The organism is Xenorhabdus sp. KK7.4, assembly GCF_963876465.1.
GTDB classification, from domain to species: domain Bacteria; phylum Pseudomonadota; class Gammaproteobacteria; order Enterobacterales; family Enterobacteriaceae; genus Xenorhabdus; species Xenorhabdus stockiae.
The window spans coordinates 333,758-353,441 of the sequence record NZ_CAWNQF010000001.1 but is presented as its reverse complement, the minus strand read 5'-3'; the positions used below and the strand labels follow the sequence as shown (position 1 = coordinate 353,441).

The window sequence follows — 19,684 nt, the reverse complement described above, 5'->3', positions numbered from 1 at the left end:
GAATGGAATGAATAAAAGAGTAGCCACCATCACCCTCAATCCTGCCTACGATCTGGTCGGGTTAACCGGAGATATAAAAACCGGTGAAGTTAATCGGATCCAAACTGCGGGATTATATCCGGCAGGCAAAGGCATCAACGTTGCGAAGATCCTCAAAACACTCGGCATTGACGTTACGGTAGGTGGTTTTCTCGGTAAAGAGAACCAGAGCAGCTTCCAAAAAACTTTCGTAGAACTGGGCATTACTGACCGATTTCAGATAGTGGAAGGCCGGACGCGTATCAACGTCAAACTTACCGAGCAGAACGGCCTTGTCACCGATTTCAACTTTTCAGGATTCAATATCAGCAAAGAAGACTGGCAGAGCTTTGCCAAAAACTCCCTCACATGGCTGCGGGAGTTCAACATGGTGTGCGTCAGTGGCAGCTTGCCGGCAGGCGTTGAACCGGATGACTTCACGGACTGGATGCAACAACTGCGCGAAGCTTGTATGTGTGTCGTGTTCGATAGTAGCCGGGAAGCCTTCACTGCCGGAATCAAAGCACAACCGTGGATGGTTAAACCGAACCGCCATGAACTGGAAATCTGGGCAGACAGGCCTTTACTGACTCAGGAAGATATCATCGGCGCTGCTCAGCAGCTACGTGCGGAGGGGATCTCGCATGTCATCGTCTCATTAGGTGAGGAAGGGGCTATTCTGGTTAACTCAGCCGGAGCCTGGCACGCCAGACCACCGCACTGTGAAATTGTCAGTACCGTCGGTGCTGGTGATGCCATGGTGAGTGGCCTGATTTATGGCCTGATGATGGGGCAACCCTGCGAACATACATTGCGCCTTGCTACCGCCATTTCTGCCATGACCGTCAGCCAAAGTAACGTCGGAAATATCGACCGCCAGAAACTCGCTTGCTTAATGACAAAAGTGGAACTCATTTCATTAAAAAAACAATCGAAAAAACAACCATCGAAAAACAAACAACAATAAGATGAGAACGCCATGAACATACTGATTATTAACAATGAGAAACAAGGACAAGCACGCACCTACCTCGCCAGACAAACACTGGAAAATGTCATAGCCCAACATGGCCTTACCCTGACTGACGATCTAAGTACGACTGAACTGGTGATCATCATCGGAGAATCTGTACCGGACAGCCTGAATCTGCCTAGTCATAATTTGTATGGAAAGAAAATATTCATTGGCTCCGCAAAACAGATAATCAGCGAACCCGAAGTATTTCTCCACAAAGCCCAAACAGAAGCGAGCGTTTACCATCAGCAACACACTGCTGATACAGCAGAAAGCAAGGTTCAGCAAAAGCCTGTCAACATTGTTGCCATCACCGCCTGCCCAACCGGGGTCGCCCATACCTTTATGGCAGCCAAGGCACTGGAAACAGAAGCACAAAAACGCGGCTGGCAAATCAAGGTCGAAACCCGAGGCTCTGTAGGAAGCGAAAACTCTCTCACTAATGCCGAAATCGCGGCAGCAGATCTCGTGATTATCGCAGCCGATATCGAGGTTGAACTCCCTCCTTTTTCCGGCAAACGCCTTTACCGCACTTCGACAGGGGCAGCCCTGAAAAAAACTGCCAGCGAGTTGGATAACGCCTTAACCAAAGCTGAGATTTATACCGCTACTAGCACAACTTCTGTCCCCAGCAAGAACAATCAGGAAAATACTCCTATTTACCAGCACCTGATGACCGGTGTTTCCTACATGTTACCCATGGTCGTCGCGGGTGGCCTGTGCATCGCATTATCATTTGTCTTCGGCATCGAAGCCTTTAAAGAGCCGGGCACACTGGCGGCAGCACTGATGCAAATCGGCGGCGGATCCGCGCTTGCCCTCATGGTACCCATACTCGCTGGTTACATCGCCTACTCCATCGCAGGACGCACGGGATTGGCTCCCGGACTTGTCGGCGGAATGCTCGCCGTTAGCACTGGTGCAGGCTTCCTCGGCGGTATCATCGCAGGCTTTCTTGCTGGTTATGTTGCCAAATTACTGACAACCAGACTTCGCCTGCCACAAAGCATGGAAGCATTAAAACCAATCCTGATTATTCCACTGGTCGCAACACTGGCGACAGGATTAATCATGATTTACGTCGTCGGTAAACCCGTTTCAGCGATTATGGAATGGCTGACTCACTGGCTGAAATCCATGGGAACCACCAACGCCGTGATCCTCGGCGCAATACTGGGCGGAATGATGTGCACCGACATGGGTGGGCCAGTGAACAAAGCCGCTTATGCCTTCGGCGTAGGATTATTGAGTGCCCAGAGCTACGGCCCGATGGCCGCAATTATGGCGGCGGGTATGGTTCCACCATTAGCCATGTGGCTGGCAACAGTGATTGCGAGAACTAAATTTGACCAAAGTGAACGCGAAGGCGGAAAAGCAGCACTAGTTCTGGGGCTGTGTTTTATCTCGGAGGGAGCGATTCCGTTTGCGGCGAAAGATCCGGTAAGAGTTCTGCCAAGCTGCATTCTCGGCGGTGCAATTACAGGAGCGCTTTCGATGTATTTCAGCGTACAACTGATGGCACCACATGGCGGACTTTTTGTACTTCTGATACCGGGTGCAATTACACCTGTATTGCCTTATTTAGGGGCGATTTTAGCGGGTACGATGTTGACTGCTGGGGTTTATGGGGTAGTTAAGAAGAAAGAAGTTGTGGAGTGAGGTCGTTGTGGGGAGTTGCAGTTTAACCGCAACTCCTTAAATCATCCCGAAAGAACAAAAAACGAACAATAACCATAGTCGACATTTTCTTAAAAAAGACATCCTTGATGCTACCCTCAAAGAACATCTACTGTTTTGACGTACCATTTATGCCTAAAGTATAAAAATCACGCAAGCGTTAAACGGTGCAAGTTGCTTAAATCAAGATGCTTTTCAGCCTCTCGCAAGCTGTAATTAGCCTGTATTTTTAACCACGTTTCTGGTGTACTGCCAATCACTATGGATAACTTCAACGCCATTTCAGGAGTGACAGATGTCTGTCCTGAAAGAAGCCTGCTAGCAGTAGAAGGCGCGATTTCCATTGCCTTAGCAAACTGGCGCAAACTCACATTCATTTCGATTAATGTTTCTGCAATAATTTCACCAGGATGTGCGGGGTTAGCCATTTGCATTAGTGATAAGCCTCCAAATTAAGAATTTCAGCATCACCGTTTATAAATTTAAATGTGATACGCCAATTTCCTGATACTTTGATTGACCAGATATTTTTACGATTACATTTTAATTCATGAAGATCATAACCGGGAAGATTAATAGCCTCAATACAACTGGCAGAGTCGATAATTGTAAGTCGGTTTTTTATTCGTGGAACTAGTTTTTGTTCCAACCCACCACTATCATTCTTTAAAAAGAATTTTTTCAGTCCTTTGTGCTTGAAACTCTTGATCATAATAATCATGTTCCATCTTATGCAACACTTTTATAATGTTATAGTCTTAATGAATTATTTCAGTACCAATTAATTAAATTGGTAAAGCTTCCCTCTAAATTAAAGTAATAAATTTAGCTATATTTATTATATTTTTTCTATCTAATACAAAAAATAGCGAGTCTATTTAGTGATGAATCTAATTTTATTAAATAATACCCTGACACCAAACATATCAATCATATGTAAAAACGAAAAATGCAGTAATTTCCCCAATAATTTAACTATCATGCCCGACAAACTCTTTTTCCTGCACTTCGGATTCAGAACTACTCCGCTTTCCCTCCAATTTAGCAATGACTGAGGTAGCAATGCAGTTACCCACCACATTAGTGGCCGTGCGTCCCATATCTAGGAGCTGGTCAATAGCAAGGATCAATAATATGCCCGCTTCAGGCAGTTTGAACATCGGGAGAGTGGCAGCAATAACTACTACAGAAGCACGGGCTACGCCAGCCATACCTTTGCTGGTAACCATCAGCGTTAACATAATCAGGATCTGTTCTGTGATACTCAAATCAATATTGTAAGCCTGCGCAATAAAAAGAATGGCAAAGGATTGGTACATCATTGAACCATCAAGGTTAAATGAGTAACCCAGAGGCAATACGAAACTGGAAATTTTTTTCGGCACACCAAAGCAGTTCAGTGCATTCATGGTCTTTGGATAGGCAGATTCGCTACTCGCAGTGGCAAAAGCCAGTATGATAGGCTCTCTGATAAGCTTCATCAGCAAAAAGACATCTTTGCCGAGGAAAAGAAACCCCACAGTCAGTAAAATGCACCAAAGTAAAAATATCCCCAGATAAAAGAGAGCAATTAATTCTCCATACTCATAAAGTAATCCCATTCCTTCAATCGTAATTGCAGAGGCAATGGCAGCAAATACGGCTATTGGAGCCAATGACATAACATAATCTGTGATGCGGAACATGATGCGCCCCAGATCTTCAATCATAGTCACTATAGGGCTTGTTTTCTGACTATTCCGGCAAATGTATGACAATGCTGAACCAAAAAAGAGAGAAAAAATAAGGATCTGTAAGATCTCATTATTTGCCATGGCTTCCACAAAACTACTGGGAAATATATGGCTGATAAAGTTTTTCAGCGAAAATTCACCAGCATTCAGACTCGTATCGATATTTCCATGTTGTGGAATTGCAATATTCAGCCCGACCCCTGGCTGGAACAGATTAGCTATCAGAGTGCCAATACTAATCGAAATCAAGCCAGCAACAATAAACCATATCATTGCCTTGATAGTGATCCGCCCGACAGATGATGACCCTCCAATTGACATTAATCCGGCAACAATCGTGGAAAATATAAGCGGCCCAATAATCATTTTTATCAGGCGCAGAAAGACATCGGTAATAATATTGATATAAGAGGCAATTTCTTTTGCCTGACTGGCATCAAGATAACGATTAAATCCCCATCCCGTTATCACGCCAAGCAAAATGGCGATAACGATCTGCTTCATCAATTTTTGCCTCTTCATGGTTATCCCCTTATTTTTTGTAATGATTAAAACTAGTTACGCTGTCTTTTTACTTACGACTTAACAATTAGTTACATTTATCAGGCTGCTAATGAAATGAAAACGAAGGACAAAGGACAAAGGACGTGCAGAGTGTACATTTATGCTAATTATTCGGATTTATCCTTTGGTTGTCTGGCTATATTTTATTACTTATTCTATTTAAAAATGTTATTTCATAAGGAGTCCACAACCTGCATAACGGTGGATTTTAAATATAGAATGAATAAGATTTAAATAGATAAATTCTAAATAAACAAACCTAAAGTTTGTTTGTCATACAAGAAAAAAACAAAAATAAGTTATATAGAATAGGGAGTTAACTGGACATAAAACAATTCATAAAAATAATAACATTATGAATTTTATATCTAAAATAAATTAATCCATCTGGTTATTTTAGATATAAATATAATGAAAACTAATTTATATCAGTTTCTACTTAAAATAGCGCCCATTTATCAAATTGTTCTTTCATCTCTTTAATAGAACTTAGTTTTATTTTTGGTATGACCAATTTTTCAAACATTGCAGCATAGCGTTTTCGATTTTTGGGTGTAACAACAGTGATGTGGTGAAGCATTTCCCATTTGATTGAGTCTTGATTACCTTCCAATCCACCGTATCGTTTACGCTGGAATAACGTTCTGTTTATATAACGAAGCAGGCTCAATGGCGTTGAAACATCTAATAAAATAACTCCTGTTGCCCTGGATAAGCGTTGTGGCAAGCATCTTCCGTAGTTTCCATCAATAATCCAGCTTTCTTCTTTAATTGCCATATCAGACCCTGTTTCTAAATTTGTGTAATTGCCTGTTTTTGATATGTTTAATTTATCAACTAATACAGGTGAAAAGATGGACGAGAAACAGTTACAAGCCCTGGCTACTGAGCTGGCTAAAAATCTCAAAACGCCCGAAGATTTAAGTCAGCTCTCCCGTTTCCTCAAAAAACTGACCGTGGAAACGGCCCTTCAGAGCCTGCACATAGATTTGTGTAATTGCCTGATTTTGATGTGTTCAATCCAGTATCAAATGAAGGTTAATTTATGGACGAAAAACAGTTACAGGCTCTGGCTAACGAACTGGCCAAAAACCTCAAAACCCCTGAAGACCTCAGCCAGTTTGATCGTCTGCTGAAAAAGATCAGCGTTGAGACTGCACTCAATGCAGAGATGACGCATCATCTCGGGTACGAGAAAAACCAGCCCAAACCGGGAACTAACTCCCGCAACGGTTATTCCACAAAGAGCGTTATCACGGGCGACGGCCCACTGGAACTGCGTACTCCGCGCGATCATGATGGCTCCTTCGAACCACAACTGGTGAAGAAAAATCAGACCCGTATTACCGGGATGGATAACCAGATCCTCGCGTTGTATGCCAAAGGGATGACCACCCGTGAGATAGCCGCTGCGTTCAAAGAGCTGTATGACGCGGATGTATAGGGAATGGAATTTCAACAACAGTAAAAGCGGAGCACAAGGCTCCGCTTTTCTTAATTGCAGTGTTCAAAGCAGCAGTGATGAGATTTCCAGTGGCTCACCATCGTTAATTTTATCCTGCATATCGCTGACAAATGCCTCCATCTGACTGTTGGCAAAGAACTTAATCCCAACCAGTCTGACGTCCTCACTTTCATCAATCACAATGCGATCCCTGTCATTCAGGGTTTCCAGCATTTTCTCTTTCCATGCGTCATCCAGCAATCTGTCATCTCCCTTCGGCTCAAGGAAGACCTGCCAGTAAGCATTATCCGCATGGCGCGTCAGTATCATAATGAAGTCCGGCATAAAGCCGCGCACGCCGCCGAACTCAGTGAGCTTAAAGCGCGTTGACTGTTCGTCGTTACGCAGTACATAAATATCGTCGTAACGGGCTCTGAGCTTCGGCATAAAGGCTTCCAGCATTTTCACCAGACGATGCTCAAGCTGATTCAGTATCGCGTTGTCATACACGTACCATTTTTTACCGATGGTCTGCGCGGCAGTGATTTTCTGGTTAATTATCACGGAAGGGTCAATGTGCAGACTGTAGTCCTTGATAACGTCCTTCACCGGCAGGCTTATGAAGCGATATGTGCCTTTCACCTTCTGGTCATTGCGCCGTACGTTCTCTGAGATACGTAGCAGGACGTTTTCCAGCAGATGCAGTTTTTCTTTTGCCGGTACGGCAGAGAAATCCAGCGGCTGCGGCACGGTGACGGTGATTCTCAGCTTGCCAAGATAGGCTTCACTGCCGATGAACTCACGAATACCGGTCAGCTTCGGGAAAAAGCGTTGCAGGTTATCCAGCTCGTAGAAGCGGATTCTCTGCATCGCTTTGCGGTAAAAACGCTCATCCAGTGCCAGCGGTTCATGTTTCGTGACGTTGCCCGTTACCCCTGTCAGGTTGTCCAGTGACTCCTCACCGGCGGTCTGATACGATATTTCAAAACGCGTTTCCAGTGAGTACGTTTCCCAGCAGCGGTTGCTGCTCTCTATCTCTTCCACTTCGTTGAAGTACAGTTTACCCGTCTGATAGATGGCGGACTTTTTAAAGTCCTCTTTCAGCCTAGCGTGTTCGATTGTGCCGCCACCATCCTGATGCACGTCAATGTCCGCCTGCTCAAGGGAAGCGTGCAGCGTTTTGATGTACGCCGGTTCATTGATGGTGTGATAGTGCAGTTGTTCCAGCACGCTTAAATCCTTCGCGCTGTTATCAAACCGGCGGGTGAAGCTCCGCTTGCCGTCATAACGGAACGGATAATAGCGTGCACCGCGCCCGATAAGCTGCGCCTCGCTGTCCGTGCCGGTTTTGCTGCTGCTCGCCTGTTCGCTGATGCGGACAATATCGTAGAGGTTGAGTACATCCCAACCTTCATTGACCTTTGCCACTGCAAAGACGACTCTCACCGGATTATCGACTTCTTCCAGCGTGTTCAGCAGAACGGGGTTTTCTTCCAGCAGGTCTGACTTATTGACGTTCAGCAGATTGAAGTCGTTAAAATCTTCCTGAATCTGCCCGATAACTGTCACCAAATCGCTCTCAGCGTAACGCTGTATCACTTTATGCCAGATACTGGTGTTAGAACTGAGCTGTACTTTTTTGTTCGCCAGATGACGTCTGACGCTCTCAGGTGTCAGCTCGGCAATCAGGTGCGAAAATTCATCCTGCTTCGCCTTTGAGATGGCAATCTTGTTCGACTTGAACAGAATGACCGGTTTGAAGCCAGCGATGCCGTTATCCGCTGCCGTCAGCTTACGGTACTGGCTTAACAGCACGGCATCGAACATCTTGTCACGGTCGTTCTGGTTGGCTTCCAGCAGCATGACCTTTTTCGAGTAACCGTCTGACATAAACTGTTTCAGATCATACTGATACACCACCTTGTCACGGTATTTCTGCCCGATATCTTTATTTGCAAGGTCAATGGTCGCGGTAAACTCAAATAAGCGATTATCCAGTCGCAGGTCGAGGATATTCTCAATCGTGCGCTCCCACGTCTGCTCCTCGTTCTCCGGTGAGGTTTTCACCTTGCCTTTAGCTTTGGTGCCGGCATTGAAGTGATGCGCTTCGTCACCGAGTAGCACGAGCGGGATTTCTTTCAAATCCTCATAGGTAATGCTGTTCTCACGATAGCTGTTCAGCTCGTCGTGTATCTTATGGATAGTCGAGAGCTTGAGATAAATCGTATTGTGCTCAGGTACAGACGGAAACGTCTCCACTGGTGAAATGGTGATTTTTTCTCCATCAATTTCCAGTTCCTGACTAAACAGATACTTCGGCGACTGTGGGTTAAGCAGGTTCTCGCGGGTTTTCTGGATAATCGCGTCGGTATGCACGAAAAAGATGAAGTTCTGATACCCGTACTCTTTAAACAAATAGAGTATCGTTCCCGCCATCACCATCGTTTTTCCAGCACCGGTTGCCATGTGAAACAGCAGGTGGCGGTAATGCAGCAGTGCCTCTTCCCGCTTACGCTGCGTATAATGCAGGTAACGAAGTGCCCCGTGCTGATACGGACGCAACTCGTCCTTCAGGTTCGCCTGAACGTAGCCCGGCGTCTGGTAGTTGTCATGGAACAGACCGGGTTCGTCAAATTGCTTCAGCTTGTTAAACAGTAGCTTCTCACTGCCGCCTGATTTCGGTTTCTTCGCCATGCCGTCACTCCATACCGTAGAAGCTGCGGGTGAAAGCTTTGTCGCTCTCTGAAATGTTCAGATCGCAGTCGTCCATCTCCGAGGCGTTCACGTAGAGCTGATTTTTATCAAGTATTTCAATTAGAAGCTGCTTCTGCTCGTGCAGTTCCAACTCGCTGAATGCAACTTTTCGTGGAATGCCTTCCATTTCGTACTCAGCGGACAGCACGTTTTCAAGTGCCACCTGATAATTGAGGTGCGCCTCCGTTTTCATTACGGAAAACAGTTTTTCGAGTTCCTCAGTAGACTGCGCTTTCTGGATTGCATGCACGAAGTACGCGTTCAGCTCCATCAGTTCGGCATAGACAAAGCTTCCCCCACCTTTCCAATTAACGTCTTTGGATATACCACCCTGCTCGCCTTCGATGACTTTTTGCAGGCGCGGCACGGTAATCTCATTGATGTAATCCATTTGCTCAATGCCAATATAGCGACGCCCCATTTTATGGGCTACTGCTGCTGTTGTTCCGCTCCCAAGGTGGAAGTCCAAAACCAAGTCACCTTCTTTTGTACATGACTCAATACACCGCTGAATCAGTTTTTCAGGCTTTTTCCCATTTTTAAAAATAGCACCACCTTCATTAGCTATTCCATTCCACGGGATATCAAGCCATAGATTAGTAAGTAACATGGTGGGGGTCAGAGTTCCATTTAAATTCTTGACCTTATTAGAATAAAAATATATTTGTCTTCCGTTAATAATATATATATTGTCGTTATCCCTTTCTACTTTATAGATTTTACCCGGATTCTTTTTAGACTCATCCCTAATCTCTACGATTTTTTTGCCAGCCGCATTGCTTATTGCGGTTGCTTGATAAACAGCATCTGCGTTTTCAATCGCGAATTGAGCCATTCCTTCGTCAAAATCTAATCGACCATATTTTTCCTTTGCTTCTTTAACGCTATTAAAACCCTTACACTTAGCGAAATGTTCAGCTAAAGAGCACGTCTCCCATTGACAATAGTCATCATTTATGTTTTTTATAAATTTCCCGTATGATGGGTCGTAAGAGCTTTTTACGAACTGAGGTGTGTAGGTGTACTTGCTCCTGTCCTTACAAAACATTAGAAGGTATTCTGTTTGAGAATATGGTGACGGATTTACTACTTTTAATCCTGAAGGATCAGAAGTCTTTACGACGATATTGTTTAGGAAGTTATCCCTACCAAAAATATCATCCATTAAAAATCTCAGGGAGGAGTGCTCCTTGTCGTCACATTGAACAAATATGATACCATCATCGCTTAATAATTCTTTTGCGATTGATAGTCTATTTTTCATAAAAGTAAGCCATGTAGAACGATTAAACTTATCGTTGTACCTAAAACTATCGTTTCCAGTGTTGTATGGTGGATCTATATAGATTAACTTAACTGAGTTAATAAATCTTTTCTTCAAGCAGTGTAGTGCTATTAAATTATTCCCTTTTAATAAAATATTATCATTTGAGATGAATGATAATAGCCTGTCAGAAACAGATTCTTTATTATATTTTTTTATAGATGTAAAAACCTTTGGGGATAAAAGGTTATCTATTTCATCCTTTGCAATTATCTCATTGTAGTATAATTCACTTTTACCGTTTTCCTCTTTTGTCATCCCGCCTTCAAGAATGCAATCCTTAAAGGGGAAGTCAAGTACTACATCCGAGCTGTAATCAATGTATTTACCTTCACTTGTTAATCCCACTTTGTTCCGGTATTTAGTGAAGCTGTTAGCCCAGTATTCCTTGTATTTGAGCAGGCTACATAATTTATCAAAGTCAAAGATGAAAATACCATCAACATCCGTACCATAAACAGAACGCACTTTTTCATTAGTGACCAATGCCTTGATTAGATCTGGCTGTTTTTTACTGATAGCTTCAATCACCATTGAGCGGTGCAATTCCTCTCCGTTCCAGAATTGCGAAAAACCTTTTAAAACCTTGTTCAGTTCTTTTATTAATTCGGTTTGCATGCCATTACCTTATGAAAGATTAAAAAACAATCACCTTAATAACCAAATAAATTAAAATACTTTCTCTTATGCGAGATTAGTTTTATTTTTTAGATAATTATATAACACTTCACCATTTTTAACGCGTGACAGTGTTTGAGCGAAAGGTATATCATTTTCAAGTACTCGTTTTACATCTCTTGCAGATAAAGGCTTTTCCAGCAAAGAAAAATCAGATAACACCTGATATCGCATTGAGTTATGGTTAATTTTTTCTGGATTAGGCTCATCAATGTTCTGGCCACTACCAAAACCATATGCCACAATCCCTGACCCTGATTCGTATAAGAAAACAACATCCCCTTTTTTTATTCTATTGATTTTCCCTATATAATCATCTTCGAAAGTTGCAGCAATTCCTTGCTCCAGAATGATGTTATGGTCAACGGTGCTATTTGTTTTATTAGTATTTAAGAGGAAATAAGAAACACCGCTATTTTCATCAGCAATATCTGTTAATTCATTCTCACTTTCCATTTTCATCTTCCACCATTCGGGGATAGCATAGTCGGAGATCAACTGATAAATAACATCTTGTCTTGTACAGCCAACAACATCGGCAATTTCTTGGAGTACAGCATTTTCTTCATTAGTGACTCGAACACTTAAGGTCACAGTGTTTTTAATATCAGAATTAAATTTTTTATTAAGATTATTTAATAGGCTCATGATTAGGCTCTTGTGTTTGACATTGAGTTAGCATACATGAATCTTAACCCCTGTCAACAAATGAATCAAAAATAGAATCATAATTTGAATCAATTTTTGATTCGACAGCCATTTTAATTGAATCCCTCTTTAAATGGGAACACGCAAAATTAAGCAACATATTGATTATAAATAAAATTAATATATTAGATATAAGTTGGGATTGGCTTTAGGCGTTAAATGAATGGTTATTTAGCTAGCCTGACTCTAGAAGCACAAAAACGGATCTGGCGTACATTCCGGTACAGTTTGGCATTAGACCCCTTAGTACTACAGTCGTAGCCGGCATTGTGTCATGATAGCTATCTTCTTTCTTCCTCATCCTAAGGGAGGTGCCCTATGGCCTCACCTGTCAATTTCTGGGAACAGGCGCTTCTGCTGGCTCATTCCCGTCTGATCCCACTATTTTGCTCTGCAAGTTCTCAGCAACGTTGTCTGGCGTATCTTCGTGGGTTACTCAGCGATGTTGAACGTAAAAACGGCTGGCAACTGGCTGAATGGCTGGGTGAACGCTCACCGGATGGCATTCAATATTTTCTGGAACGGGCCCATTGGGATGCTGAAGCCGCCCGCGATATCTTACGTGATTATGTCACCGCACATTTGGGGGATGAGCAAGGTATCCTTATTATCGATGAAACCGGTTTTATCAAAAAAGGGACGCATTCTGCCGGCGTGCAGCGTCAGTATAGTGGAACGGCGGGACGGATTGAAAATAGTCAGATAGGGGTTTTCCTGTGTTACGCCGGTAAGGGCGGCCATGCCTTTCTTGATAGGGCCTTATACCTGCCCGAACCGTGGACTGAGAACCGGCCCCGCTGTACGGCTGCGGGCATCCCTGACGCCGTGAGCTTTGCCACTAAACCCCAACTCGCCCGGCACATGCTGGCGCGCGCATTCAAGGCCAATATCCCCTGTCGCTGGGTCACCGCTGATGCGGTCTATGGACAGGATCGTCGCTTGCGATGCTGGCTGGAATCTCAGCATCAACCGTTTGTCTTAGCGATCCCCAAAAATGAGCGCCTCTGGTGGCAAACACCGCATTACACCCGAGCAGACACCATTGCAGCCAGTCTGACCGATGACGACTGGGAAACACAGTCAGCCGGGCTGGGAACAAAAGACGAACGTTGGTATGACTGGGCACGGATCCCGCTCTGGCGCTTGCAAATGAGTGAAGAGGAACGGCGTTATGGTCATTATCTGCTGATCCGGCGTAACCGGAATGAGAAGCAGGAACGGGCCTACTATGTTGTCTATGCCCTTAAAGAGCAGGCCGATCTTAAGACGTTGATTCAGGTGGCCGGACATCGCTGGGAAATCGAAAGCGGTTTTGAGGAAACAAAAGGCGAGTGCGGTCTGGATCATTACGAAGTGCGGCAGTGGCACAGCTGGTATCGGCATATTACGTTGTCATTATTGGCGCATGCGGTTCTGGCGGTTTTGCGGATACAGGAGAAAAAAAACGCCGGCGGGACTGATAGCCCTGAGTGTAGCGGAACTGCGTAAGCTGCTGTCAAAACTGATGGAAAAGGCAGGAGAAACGAGAGAACAGATTTTATTTTGGTCAGACTGGCGGCGACGACATCAGTATCGCGCTCAACAATGCCATTATCACCGCCGAGAGGAATATCTGATCATGGAACAGTTACGACTGTAGTATTAGAGAGCTTTCCACCTACACACGTATCAACATTTGGACGATACGATTACCTTCTAGATGACATACCTTATATGGTGCCGAAACTGTTCCGCATGGTATGGTGGCTAGATCCACCACACCCTGTGACCATCAACATAATTCAATTAATGCGATACATGCCTGGTACGGAGCCATGGTGTTATACTCTCATTTTGATGTAATACCTCATCAAGCATAAAACACCATTTATGTTGCTTTATTCAACATTTGAATTTTACGGCAAAAAAAAGCTAAGCTATCAACGCCAGTATCCTTACTGGCGTTGATAGCTTTTATTACCAATTACTACCTTACGAGTGGCGTTGGCATGACCCCTTCGTTTTAAAAATAATCAATATGCTACCTCATTATCCCCCGCCTGCTATCAAGATCCTAGGCATGGTTATAGGTGCTAAGGATGCTGTTCTTGCTCACATGCGTCAACTGGAGATCAATCTAGGTAATCTTAAAGTCTTTCTCATGCAGGGTAGTACTCAACGTAGGATATAAATCGTGGCTGCTCATCGCCCAAGCCTAGCAAAATCAAACGGACTCACCTCCTTATCCCTGTTCGCATCCAGAAAATCAGCCCACCACTGCAACATCAGTCTACGTTCATCAAGATGCTCGGCCTTATGAATATAAGCCGCACGCACAGAGTTACGTTCCATATGGCTCATCTGCCGTTCCACTGCATCCCTAGACCAGAGCCCTGACTCAACCAGCGAACTACATGCCATAGTTCTGAAACCATGCCCACAGACTTCCGTTTTCGTGTCATAGCCCATTACTCGCAGAGCCTTGTTCACCGTGTTCTCACTCATTGGCTTACGCGGATCGTGATCGCCAACGAAAATCAGTTCACGGTTTTGACTCATGATTTTGATTTTTTCCAAAATGGAGAGAGCCTGTCGCGACAAAGGTACAAGATGCGGAATCCGCATCTTCTAACCACGTTGAGAATGCTTAACACCATCAATGGGTTTTCGTGTCGCTGGTATATGCCAGATAGCCCTTTCAAGATCGATTTCTTCCCAACGGGCGAATCTCATTTCACTGGAACGAACAAATGTTAATAAAGTCAGTTCTACTGCAATTTTGGTCAGCAAGCGCCCGCGATAACAGGAAAGACGAGCCAAAAATTCAGGCAGACGTTCATGAGGCAATGCAGGGTGATGTTTGGGTTTTACTATGGTGAGAGTGCCCGCCATATGATTGGCAGGGCTATATTCAAGAATGTCATTTTGAACTGCGTAACGCATAATGGCAGCTACACGCTGTTGTAATCTCTGGGCTATATCATGTTTACCATCAGTATCAACGGCTTGGATTGGTGCCAACAGTTGACTGGTTCGTAAAGCGCGAATATCGAGAGTACCAATATAAGGGAAAATGTATTGTTCAAAACTTCGCATAATCCGGTCTCGATGGTCTTCACTCCACCGTTTATTGCTGGCGTGCCATTCACGGGCGATCCGTTCAAAAGTATATGCCCCCTTTGATTCGGCTTGTGCGTCTTTTTTCTCTGCTTTGGGATCAATCCCTTGAGCAAGCAATTTTTTAGCTTCATCCCGTTTAGCGCGAACATCAGCTAATGAAACGGCAGGATAAACACCAAAGGCCAGACGGTCTTCTTTCTTATCGGTCGGGCGGTGATACTTCATGCGCCAGTATTTAGAACCGCGTGGCGTAATTTCGAGATATAAGCCAGCACCATCCGCTAATTTATAGGATTTCTCTTTAGGTTTCGCAGTCTCGATTTGTCAGGTATTTAGTTTCATTTTTGGGGCACATCTAAAATCGAAGTGTAGGTGCCCCAGATTATTCCCCTTGCTGCATGTTGATTGTAACAGACTGGAGTAGACGTCAAAATAACGTAATTTGTTGACTTATTGGGATTTTTAGGGATTTTGTAGACTTGGATAGACGTTAGAAAACTAATGAATGGTGCCGAAGGCCGGACTCGAACCGGCACACCCGAAGGCGGTTGATTTTGAATCAACTGCGTCTACCGATTTCGCCACTTCGGCACTGAAAGGGGTCGGAAAACGAGAGCCATTATACTTGCCCGAAGACCATTCGCAACACTTATCCTTCCAATTTTGTTCAAGTGCTGAAAAAAAAAGCAAACACAATAACTTTCACATAAATTTGCTTAAATTTAAGCCCACATTGTTCTATGTAACATAAATCGACCTTTTATAACTTCTTATCATCGATAGACAACCCATAATCTCCTTATATAATTCAAAATAAAATACTATAAAACACTGCTGTTGAGGTAAATCAGTATGACGCTTATCAATTGGATATTCGCAGGTATTCTGCTGGGTTTTGTTATCGGTGCCGTTATTGCGATATTTAAGAAGAATAAATAACGGTTGAGTTTCGCCATGCATTACGCTCCCTGATTGGTTAATCCGAAAATGAACAAACGGCTCTATAAATTTTGTGTTGTTTCAGCTCTCTCATTAGCGATTTCAGCCTGCTCTGCTTCTGGCAATTCGCACCAGAACAAAACGCCGCACTCAGGTAAACAGCCTACAAAATGGGAAGTGTTTGACGGCGATGTTTCAAACCGGAAAATGGCTTCAGCGCTGGTTGAAGAGTATGCTCAGTCAATCTTTAATGAAGGTAATCCGCTAGGTATGGCAATGGTGGTGATTGATAATAATCAGGTCATACACCATAGTTTTGGGGAAACTTATCCAGGGAGCGGTATCAAACCCAGCCAGAATTCTTTAATCCGCATCGCTTCAATCACCAAACTGATGACCAGTGAAGTCATGATCAAGCTGGCAGAACAAAAGCGTATTAAAATCACCGATCCATTACAAAAATATACTTATCATGGTGTGCATGTACCCGATTTTGGTATCGATCAGCCTATTCGGTTATATCATCTGGCAAGCCACACCAGTGGGTTACCACGGGAGCAACCCGGTGGAAAATGGGGGCGTCCGGTATTTATCTGGCCGACTCAGTCTAATCGATGGAACTGGCTGAAAAATGCGGATCTAGAAACGGCCCCCGGCACAACGGCTTCTTATTCTAATCTGGCCTACGATCTATTAGCTGATGCCCTTTCCAAAGCAACCGGCGAACCTTATAGCCGCCTTCTACATGAAGAAATCACTCTTCCCTATAAAATGAAGGATACAACCCTGACACCAACCCCTGCCCAGTGTGCCCGGTTGATGGAGGGGATCAAATCCAGCCCTTGCCTTAATACTATCGCCGCAGCAGGCAGTGGCGGCATTTATTCTACTCCCGCCGATATGCAACGCTGGATGCAGCAGTTTTTATCCTCCCACAATCATTTAAGAAAACAGACTGCCAGCCGTGAACAGGGCATTTATTTTAAACGCGCTGAGCTGGCTTCAATCAGAGGAATGGATGTGGCCGGAAAAGCTGATGGCATCGGGCTTGGCTGGGTTTATATGAACGGTAAGAAAGATGTTCCGGGTATCTATCAGAAAACAGGCGGCGGCGGCGGGTTTAACACTTATATGGCGATGATCCCTGAGCAGAATATTGGCGTCTTTATCGTCATGACCCGAAAAGAGCACAGTAAGTTCCATCAGGTGACTAAAGGTGTGAATGAGCTGGTCACTGCACTGGCACAGAATCATAACCAGATTCCAGAGCAACCGGTAATGGAATTGGTAAAAAAATAAGCCTATAAAAAATAACAGCCTGAGTTTATATCATCAAAACTCAGGCTGTATCAGTCTGATAGAAGCAGGATATCAATTTGTGGCTGCTATTTTCTCTTCAAAAGTAAGTAAACACTCACTGTAAAGAACAGCAGACTCGGCAGCAATGCACCCAACATCGGCGGCATGCTATAAACCAGACTAAGTGGGCCGAATATCTCATTGAGGACATAGAAAACAAAGCCTGAGCTGATCCCTACCACAACCCTGAATCCCATAGGAACACTGCGCAACGGCCCGAAGATAAAGGAAAGTGCCATCAACATCATGACCGCCACGGATAACGGCGCAAAAACCTTTTTCCACATATTGAGTTCGTAGCGCCCGGCATCCTGCTGGCTCTGTTTCAGATAAGTAATGTATTGATACAAGCCACGAATAGAAAGCGCGGTAGGCTCAAGGGAAACAACCCCCAGTTTTTCTGGTGTCAGTCGGCTTTTCCAGTCAGCAGAGATATACTGTGAACCGGTGATCCGGCCAAAATGATTTAAATCAGACTCTTCCACCTGAGATAACTTCCATTGTGCATTTTCCGTATCATACACAGCGGATGCTGCATATTTCACTGACAATAGTTTTTTTTCGTTATCAACATGATAGATACTGACACCGTTCAGAGAACTATCCTTGCCTACACTCTGAATGTAAACGAAATCATTACCATCTTTTGCCCAAAGCCCTTTGGAGGTGGACATCAAAGAACCACCATACATCTTCTGTGAGCGGAAGTTACGGGCGATTTGTTCCCCTTGTGGAGCAACCCATTCACCGATCACCATTGTCAGTAAAACCAGCGGAATAGCCGTTTTCATTACCGCACCGGCAACCTGAAGGCGGGTAAAACCCGAAGCCTGCATTACCACCAACTCACTGCGGGTAGCCAGCGCTCCTAAACCCAAAAGCGCTCCCAACAAAGCCGCCATCGGGAAGAAAATCTGGATATCCTTGGGAACGCTCAGCAAGGTATAAATACCGGCAGAAAGGGCGGTATACTCGCCCTGCCCGACTTTACGCAGCTGATCGACAAATTTAATAATGCCGGATAGCGACACCAGTGTGAACAGTGTCATCAGAATGGTTTGCAGGATCGTCCGCCCGATATATCTATCTAATACACCAAACATCAGGCAGCTCCTTGATTCTTAAAGCGTGAACGCAGTTTACGCATCGGGGTGGTATCCCATACGTTAAGCGCTAGTGCCAGAGCAAAATACATACCGTTAACCAGCCACATCCAGATCATCGGGTCCAGTTTCCCTTTACTGCCATTAGAGCGCAGGGAACTTTGCAGCAGGAAGAAAATCAGATAGAGCAACATGGCCGGCAGCATACTGAGTACGCGCCCCTGCCGCGGGTTGACTGCACTGAGCGGAACAACCATCAATGCCATAATCAGGACAGATGCAATCAGCGTCAGACGCCAGTGGAGTTCAGAACGGGCATCTTTATCATTGCTATGCCACAGTTCAGACATTGATTTTTGTTCAACTTTACCGCTGTCTACATCCGGGTTTTGATGTCCGATAACGGCACGATAGTCGTTAAAATCGGTAATGCGGAAATCACGTAACAAGGCCGTTCCCTCGTAGCGAGTTCCTGTATGAAGGACCGCAACCTGATTGCCGTTGGGTAATGCTTCCATATGCCCGCCATCAGCAATGACGATTGAAGGCCGCTGATTATGCGTCGGACGAAGCTGGGCAAGGAAAACATTCTCAAAATTATTCCCTTTGACGTTACCGATATACAGCACCATGTTGCCATCATTAGAAGGCTTGAACTGCCCTTCCATTATTGCGGCAAGGCTTGGGTTTGCTTTCGCATCTGCCAGCACTTGTTCCTGATATTTAGATGACCACGGAGTGAACCAGATAACGTTGGCCGCAGCCAGCATCGCAGTGAGCAGGGCCAGAATGAGGGCGGATTTCACCAGCACGCTTTTACCTAAACCGCAGGCATGCATGACGGTAATTTCGCTTTCCGTATAGAGTTTACTGAATGTCATTAACACCCCGAGAAACAAGCTCAGGGGTAAAATTAGCTGCGCCATCTCCGGCACACCTAACCCTAACAAAGATAAAACTAAATTTGCGGGAATATTACCTTCCACCGCCGCGCCCAATACCTCAACTAATTTCTGACTGAAAAAGATCAGCAATAAGATGAAAAGTATTGCGATTTGACTTTTCAGGGTTTCCCGTACCAGATATCTAATGATGATCACGCTTATTACGCCTGTGAAAACTTGTCTTTTTGCAGGAAAGTCGCTAACTTCGTCGTATATCTACCATTTATATGAATCAGTTTGGCTTCCCCGTAGCTAAAATGATACCAAAGCATTCCATATATTTGTTCTCAATTAGAGCATACTTATCGTTGGCTAAGTATCTAAA

At 44.4% G+C, this 19,684-nt stretch carries 13 protein-coding genes, 1 tRNA gene and 3 pseudogenes; 6 read left to right on the top strand and 11 right to left on the bottom strand.

Features of this window, described 5'->3' with window-relative positions; translation table 11 throughout:
• The first annotated feature begins 7 nt into the window (after positions 1-7).
• Positions 8-985 (top strand): 1-phosphofructokinase, encoded by a 978-nt coding sequence (gene fruK / locus AACS90_RS01575; RefSeq protein ID WP_099120199.1) that lies wholly within the window; start codon positions 8-10, stop codon positions 983-985.
• Positions 986-997: 12 nt separating this feature from the next.
• Positions 998-2,692 carry a PTS fructose transporter subunit IIBC gene (fruA, locus tag AACS90_RS01570; protein WP_099120078.1) on the top strand — a complete coding sequence of 565 codons (1,695 nt, stop codon included), beginning with the start codon at positions 998-1,000 and terminating at the stop codon, positions 2,690-2,692.
• A 167-nt stretch (positions 2,693-2,859) separates the two neighbouring features.
• Here fruA and AACS90_RS01565 read toward each other — a convergent pair whose 3' ends face one another.
• The 4 genes from AACS90_RS01565 to AACS90_RS01550 all read right to left on the bottom strand — a co-directional run bounded on the left by AACS90_RS01565 (position 2,860) and on the right by AACS90_RS01550 (position 5,785).
• Positions 2,860-3,144 carry a HigA family addiction module antitoxin gene (locus AACS90_RS01565; RefSeq protein WP_099120077.1) on the bottom strand — a complete coding sequence of 95 codons (285 nt, stop codon included), beginning with the start codon at positions 3,142-3,144 and terminating at the stop codon, positions 2,860-2,862.
• A complete protein-coding gene (locus tag AACS90_RS01560; RefSeq protein WP_099120198.1) occupies positions 3,144-3,422 on the bottom strand; it encodes a type II toxin-antitoxin system RelE/ParE family toxin in 279 nt (92 codons plus the stop codon). The genes AACS90_RS01565 and AACS90_RS01560 overlap by 1 nt, the downstream gene beginning before the upstream one ends.
• Before the next feature lie 259 nt (positions 3,423-3,681).
• On the bottom strand, positions 3,682-4,965 hold the full coding sequence (locus tag AACS90_RS01555; RefSeq protein WP_099120076.1) for a dicarboxylate/amino acid:cation symporter: 1,284 nt from the start codon (positions 4,963-4,965) through the stop codon (positions 3,682-3,684).
• Between the two features lie 481 nt (positions 4,966-5,446).
• Positions 5,447-5,785, bottom strand: a complete 339-nt coding sequence (locus tag AACS90_RS01550) for a hypothetical protein (RefSeq protein WP_099120075.1) — start codon at positions 5,783-5,785, stop codon at positions 5,447-5,449.
• 76 nt (positions 5,786-5,861) lie between these two features.
• On the opposite strand from AACS90_RS01550, the pseudogene AACS90_RS01545 reads away from it, so the two are divergent.
• Positions 5,862-5,984, top strand: a pseudogene (locus AACS90_RS01545) (IS256 family transposase); the annotation flags it as partial.
• A 68-nt stretch (positions 5,985-6,052) separates the two neighbouring features.
• A pseudogene (locus AACS90_RS01540) lies at positions 6,053-6,448 on the top strand (transposase); the annotation flags it as partial.
• Positions 6,449-6,514: 66 nt separating this feature from the next.
• On the opposite strand, the gene AACS90_RS01535 reads toward AACS90_RS01540, so the two are convergent.
• The 3 genes from AACS90_RS01535 to AACS90_RS01525 form a co-directional block, all read right to left on the bottom strand.
• The gene (locus AACS90_RS01535) at positions 6,515-9,145 is read right to left on the bottom strand and encodes a DEAD/DEAH box helicase family protein (RefSeq protein ID WP_099120074.1); all 2,631 of its coding nucleotides are present in this window, start codon (positions 9,143-9,145) and stop codon (positions 6,515-6,517) included.
• A 4-nt stretch (positions 9,146-9,149) separates the two neighbouring features.
• Entirely contained in the window at positions 9,150-11,147 is a 1,998-nt protein-coding gene (locus tag AACS90_RS01530) for a site-specific DNA-methyltransferase (RefSeq protein WP_099120073.1), read from the bottom strand.
• A gap of 66 nt (positions 11,148-11,213) precedes the next feature.
• A complete protein-coding gene (locus tag AACS90_RS01525) occupies positions 11,214-11,855 on the bottom strand; it encodes a hypothetical protein (protein ID WP_099120072.1) in 642 nt (213 codons plus the stop codon).
• Between the two features lie 378 nt (positions 11,856-12,233).
• On the opposite strand from AACS90_RS01525, the gene AACS90_RS01520 reads away from it, so the two are divergent.
• Entirely contained in the window at positions 12,234-13,403 is a 1,170-nt protein-coding gene (locus AACS90_RS01520; protein ID WP_099120071.1) for an IS701 family transposase, read from the top strand.
• Between the two features lie 693 nt (positions 13,404-14,096).
• Here AACS90_RS01520 and AACS90_RS01515 read toward each other — a convergent pair.
• Together AACS90_RS01515 and AACS90_RS01510 are read right to left on the bottom strand one after the other, a co-directional pair.
• A pseudogene (locus tag AACS90_RS01515) lies at positions 14,097-15,335 on the bottom strand (tyrosine-type recombinase/integrase).
• 185 nt (positions 15,336-15,520) lie between these two features.
• Positions 15,521-15,605, bottom strand: a tRNA-Leu gene (locus AACS90_RS01510).
• A gap of 396 nt (positions 15,606-16,001) precedes the next feature.
• Here AACS90_RS01510 and ampH point away from each other — a divergent pair.
• Positions 16,002-17,252, top strand: coding sequence for a D-alanyl-D-alanine-carboxypeptidase/endopeptidase AmpH (ampH, locus tag AACS90_RS01505; RefSeq protein WP_099109025.1), 1,251 nt, complete (start codon positions 16,002-16,004; stop codon positions 17,250-17,252).
• An 86-nt stretch (positions 17,253-17,338) separates the two neighbouring features.
• Here the strand turns inward: ampH and lptG are convergent, their stop codons facing one another.
• Entirely contained in the window at positions 17,339-18,415 is a 1,077-nt protein-coding gene (gene lptG / locus AACS90_RS01500) for an LPS export ABC transporter permease LptG (RefSeq protein ID WP_099120069.1), read from the bottom strand.
• Entirely contained in the window at positions 18,415-19,515 is a 1,101-nt protein-coding gene (lptF, locus tag AACS90_RS01495) for an LPS export ABC transporter permease LptF (RefSeq protein WP_099120068.1), read from the bottom strand. The genes lptG and lptF overlap by 1 nt, the downstream gene beginning before the upstream one ends.
• Between the last annotated feature and the right edge of the window lie 169 nt (positions 19,516-19,684).

Coding starts and splice junctions, on each gene's coding strand:
- AACS90_RS01535 (WP_099120074.1), bottom strand. CDS start 9,145: ATGGCGAAGAAACCGAAATCAGGCGGCAGTGAGAAGCTACTGTTTAAC.
- AACS90_RS01530 (WP_099120073.1), bottom strand. CDS start 11,147: ATGCAAACCGAATTAATAAAAGAACTGAACAAGGTTTTAAAAGGTTTT.
- AACS90_RS01525 (WP_099120072.1), bottom strand. CDS start 11,855: ATGAGCCTATTAAATAATCTTAATAAAAAATTTAATTCTGATATTAAA.
- fruK (WP_099120199.1), top strand. CDS start 8: ATGAATAAAAGAGTAGCCACCATCACCCTCAATCCTGCCTACGATCTG.
- AACS90_RS01555 (WP_099120076.1), bottom strand. CDS start 4,965: ATGAAGAGGCAAAAATTGATGAAGCAGATCGTTATCGCCATTTTGCTT.
- AACS90_RS01565 (WP_099120077.1), bottom strand. CDS start 3,144: ATGCAAATGGCTAACCCCGCACATCCTGGTGAAATTATTGCAGAAACA.
- lptG (WP_099120069.1), bottom strand. CDS start 18,415: ATGTTTGGTGTATTAGATAGATATATCGGGCGGACGATCCTGCAAACC.
- ampH (WP_099109025.1), top strand. CDS start 16,002: ATGAACAAACGGCTCTATAAATTTTGTGTTGTTTCAGCTCTCTCATTA.
- AACS90_RS01560 (WP_099120198.1), bottom strand. CDS start 3,422: ATGATCAAGAGTTTCAAGCACAAAGGACTGAAAAAATTCTTTTTAAAG.
- fruA (WP_099120078.1), top strand. CDS start 998: ATGAACATACTGATTATTAACAATGAGAAACAAGGACAAGCACGCACC.
- AACS90_RS01550 (WP_099120075.1), bottom strand. CDS start 5,785: ATGGCAATTAAAGAAGAAAGCTGGATTATTGATGGAAACTACGGAAGA.
- AACS90_RS01520 (WP_099120071.1), top strand. CDS start 12,234: ATGGCCTCACCTGTCAATTTCTGGGAACAGGCGCTTCTGCTGGCTCAT.